Origin of the sequence: Posidoniimonas corsicana (genome assembly GCF_007859765.1) — a bacterium.
Classification (GTDB): domain Bacteria; phylum Planctomycetota; class Planctomycetia; order Pirellulales; family Lacipirellulaceae; genus Posidoniimonas; species Posidoniimonas corsicana.
The window spans coordinates 76827-84984 of record NZ_SIHJ01000006.1 but is presented as its reverse complement, the minus strand read 5'-3'; the positions used below and the strand labels follow the sequence as shown (position 1 = coordinate 84984).

The window sequence follows — 8158 nt, the reverse complement described above, 5'->3', positions numbered from 1 at the left end:
GCTGAGGGAGCGTGAACTTCTTCGGGGCACGGTGATGCCAGTAACGACGCACCGTCCGACGACCCAGCTCGTGGGCGGCAAGCAGCAACGCGATGGGAGACTTCGTCGTTCGCACCCACACCGTACGGAAACAACACTACCTACAGTTTAGCTAGCAACGATAAGATTTCTACAGAGCTAGTTTTGTCCGCTTCGCTCGTGTTTTTGGACAATTGAGAAGCGGACAGAACCCACGGCCGGCGGAGGGCGACGCCTTGTTGCGCGGTTGGTGGGCTACTCGGGCTGGATCCAGAGGACCGGCGCCTGGGGCGTCAGCTCGGCGGCGCCGGCGGGGTGGGACTCCTCGGCGGTGACGCGGCCGGTGCGCGGGTCGATCCAGGCCAGGCGGCTGGCGGCCGGCAGGTCGAGCTTGGCGGGCCGGTCGTTGTCAAGCAGGTAGACCAGCCGCCCGCCGGTGGGCGAGCTGAGCGTGAGCGCGGCGGCGCCCTCGTCGACGGGCTCGGGCGCCATGTCGACCAGCGCGCGGGCGAGCGGCTCGGGCAGCGGCGGCACGGCGGCCAGCGAGCCGCCGCCCATCAGCACGGCCCAGCCCTCGCGGGGGCTCTTGCAGTACATCTCGGCGAAGTAGGCCACGGCCTTCTGTGGGTAGCGGAGGCGGTACTCGCGGACGGAGCGGGCGATGGAGCGGAAGTCGGCCGACAGCTGCCGCGAGCGGCGGAGCTGCTGCCGCGGCGACAGGCTGGCCCCGCCCAGCGGCGCGTACAGCTCGCCATTTCGGGCGTAGCACCAGTAGCGGATGTCGATCAGGTCGATCAAGTCGAGCAGAGCCGGGTCGGAGAGCAGCTCGTCCTGTTCGGCCTTGGTGCAGGCCAGCGCCACGAGCGGGTCGGCCTGCTCGGCGGCCTGCCAGTCGCGGATCGTGCCGAGCCACGCCTGGGTGAACTCGAGCGGCCCGGTGTACTCGGCGCTGATCGAGTGGATGACGTTTGGGTTGGCCTTGGTGGCCGACAGGCAGTGGCGGACGTAGTTGGCCTGCAGCTCGGCCAGGTGACGGTTGGAGACATCGTAGAACTTGTGGGCGAGGAAGATCCGCTTGTCGCCGATGTAGGGGGGCGGCTCCGGCAGGTCGACCTGGTTGACGTTGTTCACCGGCCGCCAGGGGGAGTCGGCCCAGTGGGCGCCGGCCTCGAGGATGTTGTGCTGGAAGTAGTGCTGGTGGAAGAACGCCATGCCGCGCTGGTCGCACAGGCCGGCGAAGTCGGTGATCCGCCGCCAGTACCACGCGTTGAACTTGGTGAGGTCGTACCGGGTGAGGCCGTCCCACGCCGAACCCTGGCCGCTGCGGGCGAAGGGCTGCTCGAAGAAGGGCGGGGCCGCGTTCACGCCGCTGGGCCGGCGGACCAAGAGGTGGTCGTCGCGGCGGCGGTCGTACCACAGCCCGTAGTGGTGGTCGTACGCGGCGGTGTTGAGCGCGGCCAGGCGGTCGATGGTGGGTTGCAACTCGTCGGTCAGCCCGACGCCGTACCGGCCGGGCGCCCAGCGGGAGATCGAGGGGCCGAACTGCGGCGCGTCGGCGGGCCGGATCGTGCCCCGCCACCAGGTGGGGTTCACGTGCCCGCCGGTCAGCACGCGGCCGTCGACCGTGAGCCAGCCGTTGGCGAGCGTGATGGGGCGCGGCGGCTGCGTTGGCTGGTCGGGAGCGGAGTCGGGGTCGGGCTCGCCGCCGATGGGGACGTTCTGCGGCGGCGTCCACGCGGCGGTCTGCTCGGCGAGGCGGCGCTCGATCAGCCCGCGGAGCGTGGGGCCGGGCTCGTCGGACTCGGCCACGAACCGCTTGGCCTGCTTGAGTGTGGGGTTGGTCGACGCGATTGGGTCGAGCAGCAGCGGGCCGATGCGCTCGGCGGGTTGCGTGCCGAGCCGGTCGGCGAGCTGCTGCTGGAACAGGCTGATGGGGCGGGCGAAGTCGCCGTCGCCGGTGATGTGCGCGTCGCCGATCGGCTTGGCCCAGAAGCAGACCACCCAGTTCTGAGCGGAGGGAGGATTAAACGCGCGGATCACGCCGGCCTGGCAGTTCCACGCCAGGCAGTTGGCGGCGGACCAGCCGGCGCCGGGCGGGTGGAGCCAGCGGTTCACGAAGCAGAGCTCGCCGCCGTCGATGCGGACGTTGTCGAACAGCACGCCGGACGCCCAGGACTCGAGAGGGCCGCTGTCGCCCAACGAGCGCTCGGCGTAGCAGTTCACGAACGCGTTGGGCCCTGGGGCGCAGTGGCCGAGGGCGAAGTCGTGCAGGGCGCGCTCGCTGTAGCACCGCAGGAACAGGCACTGCCCGCCCTGAGTAAAGAAGCTCTGCCGGCGGTAGCCGGCGAGCTCGGACACCGGCTCGAGCACCAGGCAGTCCTCGACCGTGACGCGGCTGGCGCCTTCGAGCAGCAGCACCGCGCCGCCGGCGAAGTGCTGGAACCGCACGCCGCGGACCCAGGCGTCGCGGACCTGGTTCGCCACGACGCCGTGCCAGCTGTGGGCCTCGTCGTGCGGGTTGGAGTCGTCGAGCTCGGAGCGGAGCGTGAGGTGCTCGACGCCGACGTTCTCCAGCCTGCCGGGGGCCTCGTACCGGGCGACCGTGCCGCCGCCGAAGCGGGACTCGATGGCGGTGGTGAGGGGGGCGTCGAGATCGACGCCGTCGTCGTCGGCCGCGGTGACGACGCGTTCCCAGCGGATGTCGCACCGCCCGGCCCGCCAGCCGACGCCGAACACCTTCGCGCCGAGGTGGGCGATCCACTCGTCGGTCGAGGGGCGGGTAATGAGGATGCGGTCGCCGGCTTGGAAGCCGTGCCCCACGGCCAGCGGCAGCCGCGCGGCGCCGACCGGCACGCGGTCGGCGGAAATGGGGGTTTCGTTGGTGAGTTTGGGCTTGGGCGCGTCGGTCGGCTCGATGCGGATCAGCGGCCGGCGGCCCGTTCCGGTGGCGATGATCGTCGTCGCGTCGGCGCCGGCGCCGCGGAGCACGACTCCCGAGTCACGCACTCGGAGCGACCCGGACACCCTGAACTCGCCCGCCGCCAGACAGACCGCGCGCGGGGCGCCCGCTTCCTCGACTGGTAGGTGGGCGACGCGGTCGATCGCGGCCTGCAATTGAGCGGTGTCGTCGCCGCCGCTGGGGCGGACCAATAGCGCCGCCTCGGCGTTCGGCAGTGGATGGTCGCCGCCCTGGTAACCGCAGCTCGAGAAGTCAGGGACGCGGTCGCCGTGCTCGTTGCGCTGGTAGTCGAGCCTGCCGCCCGCCCCGCGCGCCACGGGCCACGACTGAGCACAGACGTTGCTTGCGACGAGCAAGGCAAGGAGGAGTGGTCCCAGTAGTGTTTTTGAACGCATGTTTGGTTGAGCGTTGGGAGGATGAACCACAAAGGCACGGGGGCACAGAGCAAGAAGTTCCGTTCTCGATCGTCGACTTCGTGTCCTGGTGTCTTGGTGGTAAGTGATGGCCGCCTTTTACGCAGCTTGTTCGATTGATTCTGGTTGGGATTCATCCAGCACGGGCCGGCGGCGCCAGTAGTTGGCCAGCAGCGACCCGGAGACGTTCATCCACGCGATAAAGAACGCGGCCGGCAGGCCGAGCGTGCCGAGCTTGCCCATCGACGCGGCCAGCCCGGTTGCGACGCCGCCGTTCTGCAATCCAACCTCGAACGCCACGGTGCGGGCCGACGAGCGGTCGAGCCCCAGGGCGCGGCTCAGCCAGTAGCCCAGCACGTAGCCTAGCAGGTTGTGCAGCGCCGCCGCCACGCACAGCGACAATCCGACGACCATCAGGTTGTCCCGCCCGGCGGCGGAAGTCATGCCGGTGACATAGCAGATGCCGATCATCGACACGGCCGGCATGGCGTTGTCGAGCCAGCCAAACAGCCCGGCCGCGTGGTGGTAGAGGACGCCGAACGTCACGCCGCCCAGGAGGAACAACACAAGCTGCGCCCAGACGACGCCGGCCTCGCTGGTTTGCGCTGCAATCCAGGCCCAGCCGCCTAGCGAGGCGAAGAGCACACCGGCGCCGCCAGCCGCGGCGGCCGTGTAGACAATCGCCTTGCCGGAGCCGCGGGCCGAGCGGAGGTAGTCGTGGATCAGCGCGGCGCCGATTGGCACGATGACGATCTTGATGATGGTCGACATCATGCCTAGGAAGCTGCCGCTGCCGGCGTTGTCGCCGACGGCGTCGCCGGCCAGCAGGCGGATCCACATCGGCGTCATGATCGGCGCAAGCATCGTGGCTACGGCGGTCATGGTGATGGACAACGCGAGGTTCGCCCGGGCGAGGTAGGCCATCACGTTGGACGACAACCCGCTGGAGCACGCGCCGATCAGCACCATACCGGCGCCGATCTCCGGCGGCAGGCGGAACACCCGTGCCAGCGCGAAGCCGACCAGCGGCATGATGGAGAACTGGCACACCAGGCCAACGGCCACCGGCCACGGCTGCCGCGCGACGCCGGCGAAGTCGGACAGCGAGATCTGCGTTCCCATGCCAAACATAACCGCCTGGATCAGCACCAGCAGCATCACCTTGTACGCGTCGGAGCCGGGCTCGAAGGGCTGGAACGCGGGCGGGTAGACCAGCGCCAACGCGACCGCGGCCGCCAGCCAGGCGGTGAAGCGGAACGTGCGGAGCGACTCGACCGAACCGATCCCCACCGCCAGCGCGAAGCAGGCGGCCGCGGCCGCCCACTGACCAACCGCCGTCGCTCCGCCGGCGAAGCCGGCCACGGCGGCGAGCAGGGCGATTGGGCTGAGGTAAAGAGCGGCGCGTTCAACTTGGGAGAGCAGCGGCTTCAAGAGGATTGCTCCGCGAGGAAGTCGATGGCCAGGCCGGGGCTGGAGAGCACCGGGGTGGTTACCTCGGACGGGTCGAGCGCGTCGGCCACGCGGGCCATGGAGGCCTGGGCCAGCACGACCACGTCGACCTCGGCGGCCAGCCGGCGGAGTGTTTCGCCGACCATCTGGTCGTGCTTGGCGGCGTCGCCGGACATGAGGGCCTCGAAGGCGCCATCGCAGAGCTGGGCGTTGATCTCGACCCGCTTTCCGGCCGCCTGGGCGCGTCGGCGGATCAGGTCGGCGGTTGGTTCGAGGGTGGTGCGGAGCGTCGCCGCAACGCCGATCTTGGCGCCCATGCGCACGGCCTTGTCGGCCATCGGCTGGTCGACCCGCAGCACCGGCACGTCGGCCAGGGCGGCGGCGGCCTCGACTGCGGGGCCGATCGACGAGCAGGTCACCAGGATGCAGTCGGCGCCCGCCTGCTGGGCGGCCTGCACGTGGCTGCCGACGCGGCGGCTGACGCTGCGGGTGAGTTCCTGCCGCTCGATGACCTCCTTGATGAGGCTGTCGTCGGCGATGTTGAACGTCTTTACCGCTGGCAGCTTCGCCTGGCACAGGTCGGCGAAGACCGGCACCAGCGTGGCCGAGGTGTGGATCAGACCCAGCTTTTCGATTTTCATTCCGTTACGCTTGCGGGAAAGAGTGTTATTGAGCGAGTTGAGTGAAGAAGTCGGGGCCGCCCACCTGCCCGCCCTTGAAGACGATCGGCAGGCCGTCGACGGCGGGGTCGGACGACGCGGCGGCGCAGACCGGCGCGCCGGGCCAGAAGTCGTGCAGCATGGCGAGCGACGCCACGCCGAGCGCCCGGCCGGCGTAGCTGGAGGTGTCGCCGCCGGCGACGCAGACCCGCCCGGCGAGGCCCGCGCGGCGGCACTCCAGCGCGATTGCGCCGAGCGCCCCGCCGATCTGCTGCGCGAGGGAGTCGGGTGGAAGGCTGCGTTGCTCCATGGCCTGGGCGACCGCAGCGCGTCGGGGGTCATCGGCGCCGCGGCTGGTGTGCACCACCACCGGCCGGCCGGCCGTCAGCGCGACGCGGGCCGCTTCCAAGCAGTCGGCGATCGCCTGCCGTTGCCGGCGCTCGTCGAGCAACGCGGCCGCGTCGAGCGGCGCCTCGGCGAAGCCGTTCTGCAGGGCGTGGTCGATCTGTTCGGCCGTGACCGGCGAGCAGCTGCCGGCGATCACCAAGAGCGGCTGGTCGGTTGGGGGCAACGCCGAGGCCGCCGCCGGGGCGGCCGCTTGCCACTGGGCGGCGAGCGCCGACTCGACGCCGGACGAGCCGATCGAGAACAGCGGGGCCGACTCGGCGGCCGAAGCCTCGAGCAGCTGGCCGACCCGGTTGAGGTGTTCGTCGGTCATCGCGTCGAACAGCACGGCGCGGGCGCCGGCGGCGAGCTGCGATTGCAGGGCGGCGTCGCTTGCTTCGGGGCCGGCGTCGAGGTGGGTCACGTCAACCAGCCCGACCGGCAGTTCGGTCTGCTGGGCAAGCTGCCGCCGCAGGTCGCTCTCGGTGGCGGGCGTGGTGGGGTGGTTCCACATCGCCGGGTGCCGGTCCAGCCGGTAGACGCCGCCCTCGGAGCCAATGCCGTAGCGGGCGAACAGGTTGCCGAACACGCACCACCGGCCGAGCGCGGGCGCGCCGACCACAATCGGCGCATACGGGCCGGCGAACACATCCGAACCAATCTCCAGCACGCGGCCGATGCTGCCAACGGCGGGCGAGGAGTCAAATGTCGAGCAGACCTTGTAGTGCACGTGCCGAGGCCGCAGGTTGCGGAGCGCTTCGAATGCGGGGTGGAGCTCGCCGGCGAGCTGCTCGGTCGGCAGCGACCGCGACCGGCCGGCCACGCCGATCGCGTCCAGCGGCCCGTGCGCGGCCAGCTGGTTGGGCGTTGGCGCGTTGAGAAACAGCCGTGTCTGCAAACCGGCGCGGGCCAGTACCTGCAGCGCGTCGGTCGACCCGGTGAAGTCGTCGGCGTAGTAGGCCAGTCGCAGCGGCGTTGTTGAGGGGCTGTCGGTCACGTCTTGGGGGAGTGGGTTGCCTGTCGGTGTGGACTACTTGCGGCCGAACTTCTCGACCGACTGGCGGAACTCTTCGTGCTGGGCGGCGGCCTGCTCGAGCGTGAGCCCGTCGATGGCGGCCTGCCAGGCCTGCTGCAGCGAGCGGACGCCGGCGGCAGGGCCGCTCGGGTGGGCCATGATGCCGCCGCCCGCCATGTACAGCAGGTCGACCGTTTGGGTGCGGCGGTAGGTCTCGAACGCCTGACCGCCCCACTGGCCGGAGGAGACCACCGGCAGCAGCGGCGTCATGCCGGCCATCGGCGCCAGGCAGGACTCGATCGACGCCACGACGGAGTCGTCGGGCTCCCAGAACTTGTTGGCGATGCCGTTGACGTGCAGCTGGTCCACGCCGGCCAGCCGCCACAGCTTCTGGTACGCGGCGAAGCCCATGCCGAGCGTGGGGCAGCGGTTGAACATGCCCCACCCGTTGCGGTGGCCGTGGATAACCAGCTCGCCGCGGTCGCAGATGTCCTTCGCGCCTACTAGGCCGACGCTGTTGAGGCTCATCATGGCGGCCGTGTTGCCGGATTCCACGACCTTGTCGTAGTGACGGTGCATGGCGTCGCGTTCATCGGAGATGTTGAACGTGACCATCACCCGCTTGCCGGTGCGGTCGGCGTGGTCATTGACCACCCGCATCACCGCATCGACGCGCTTGTCGAACGGCGAGTGCGGCGGGTTGGCCATCAGCTCGTCGTCCTTTACGAAGTCGATGCCGGCCTCGGCCAGCGTTTTGACCATGGCGGCCGTGTCCTCGGGCGTGAGCCCCACGCTCGGCTTGATGATGGTGCCAATCAGCGGCCGGCCCTCGACGCCCGTGGCGCGTCGGCTGCCGCCGACGCCGTGCGCCGGCCCACGGAAGTGGTCGGCGAACGACTCCGGCAACTCCAGGTCCAGCAGCTTCACGCCCGACAGCTGCGTCAGCTCGTACAGGTTGCCGCCGACGGTCGACAGCAGGGTGGGCAGGTTGGGGCCGAAGTTGTGCGCCGGCCAGGCGATTGTGACCTGCGCGTGGTGGTACGGCCCATCGCCCGCGCGGCAGCCGGGCAGGGAAGGGGAGTCGACGTCCTCCAGCGGCGTGACGCTCTCGACGCGGGCGGCGTACCGCTGCTTCAGCTCGGCCGTTTCGCCCGGCACGCTGACAAACGTACCGCTGGACTGCTCGCCGGCCAGCACGGCCGCGGCGTCGTCGACGGGCAGCGGGGTCTCGATCAGGTAGGTGGCTTTGAGGTGTTCCAAC

At 70.3% G+C, this 8158-nt stretch carries 5 protein-coding genes; all 5 read right to left on the bottom strand.

Translation table 11 applies throughout. The features are described from left to right. Window positions 1-273 precede the first annotated feature (273 nt). The 5 genes from KOR34_RS25205 to KOR34_RS25185 all read right to left on the bottom strand — a co-directional run bounded on the left by KOR34_RS25205 (window position 274) and on the right by KOR34_RS25185 (window position 8157). Window positions 274-3333: a DUF6298 domain-containing protein gene (locus KOR34_RS25205; RefSeq protein ID WP_146568916.1), complete on the bottom strand. Its 3060-nt coding sequence runs from the start codon at window positions 3331-3333 to the stop codon at window positions 274-276. Between the two features lie 156 nt (window positions 3334-3489). Continuing rightward, a complete protein-coding gene (locus KOR34_RS25200) occupies window positions 3490-4821 on the bottom strand; it encodes a bile acid:sodium symporter family protein (protein WP_197531736.1) in 1332 nt (443 codons plus the stop codon). Further along, a complete protein-coding gene (locus KOR34_RS25195; protein ID WP_146568915.1) occupies window positions 4818-5480 on the bottom strand; it encodes an aspartate/glutamate racemase family protein in 663 nt (220 codons plus the stop codon). Before KOR34_RS25195 ends, KOR34_RS25200 begins: the two co-directional genes overlap by 4 nt. A 25-nt stretch (window positions 5481-5505) precedes the next feature. After that, the gene (locus KOR34_RS25190) at window positions 5506-6879 is read right to left on the bottom strand and encodes a four-carbon acid sugar kinase family protein (RefSeq protein WP_146568914.1); all 1374 of its coding nucleotides are present in this window, start codon (window positions 6877-6879) and stop codon (window positions 5506-5508) included. 33 nt (window positions 6880-6912) lie between these two features. After that, a complete protein-coding gene (locus KOR34_RS25185; RefSeq protein ID WP_146568913.1) occupies window positions 6913-8157 on the bottom strand; it encodes a ribulose-bisphosphate carboxylase large subunit family protein in 1245 nt (414 codons plus the stop codon). Window position 8158 lies beyond the last annotated feature (1 nt).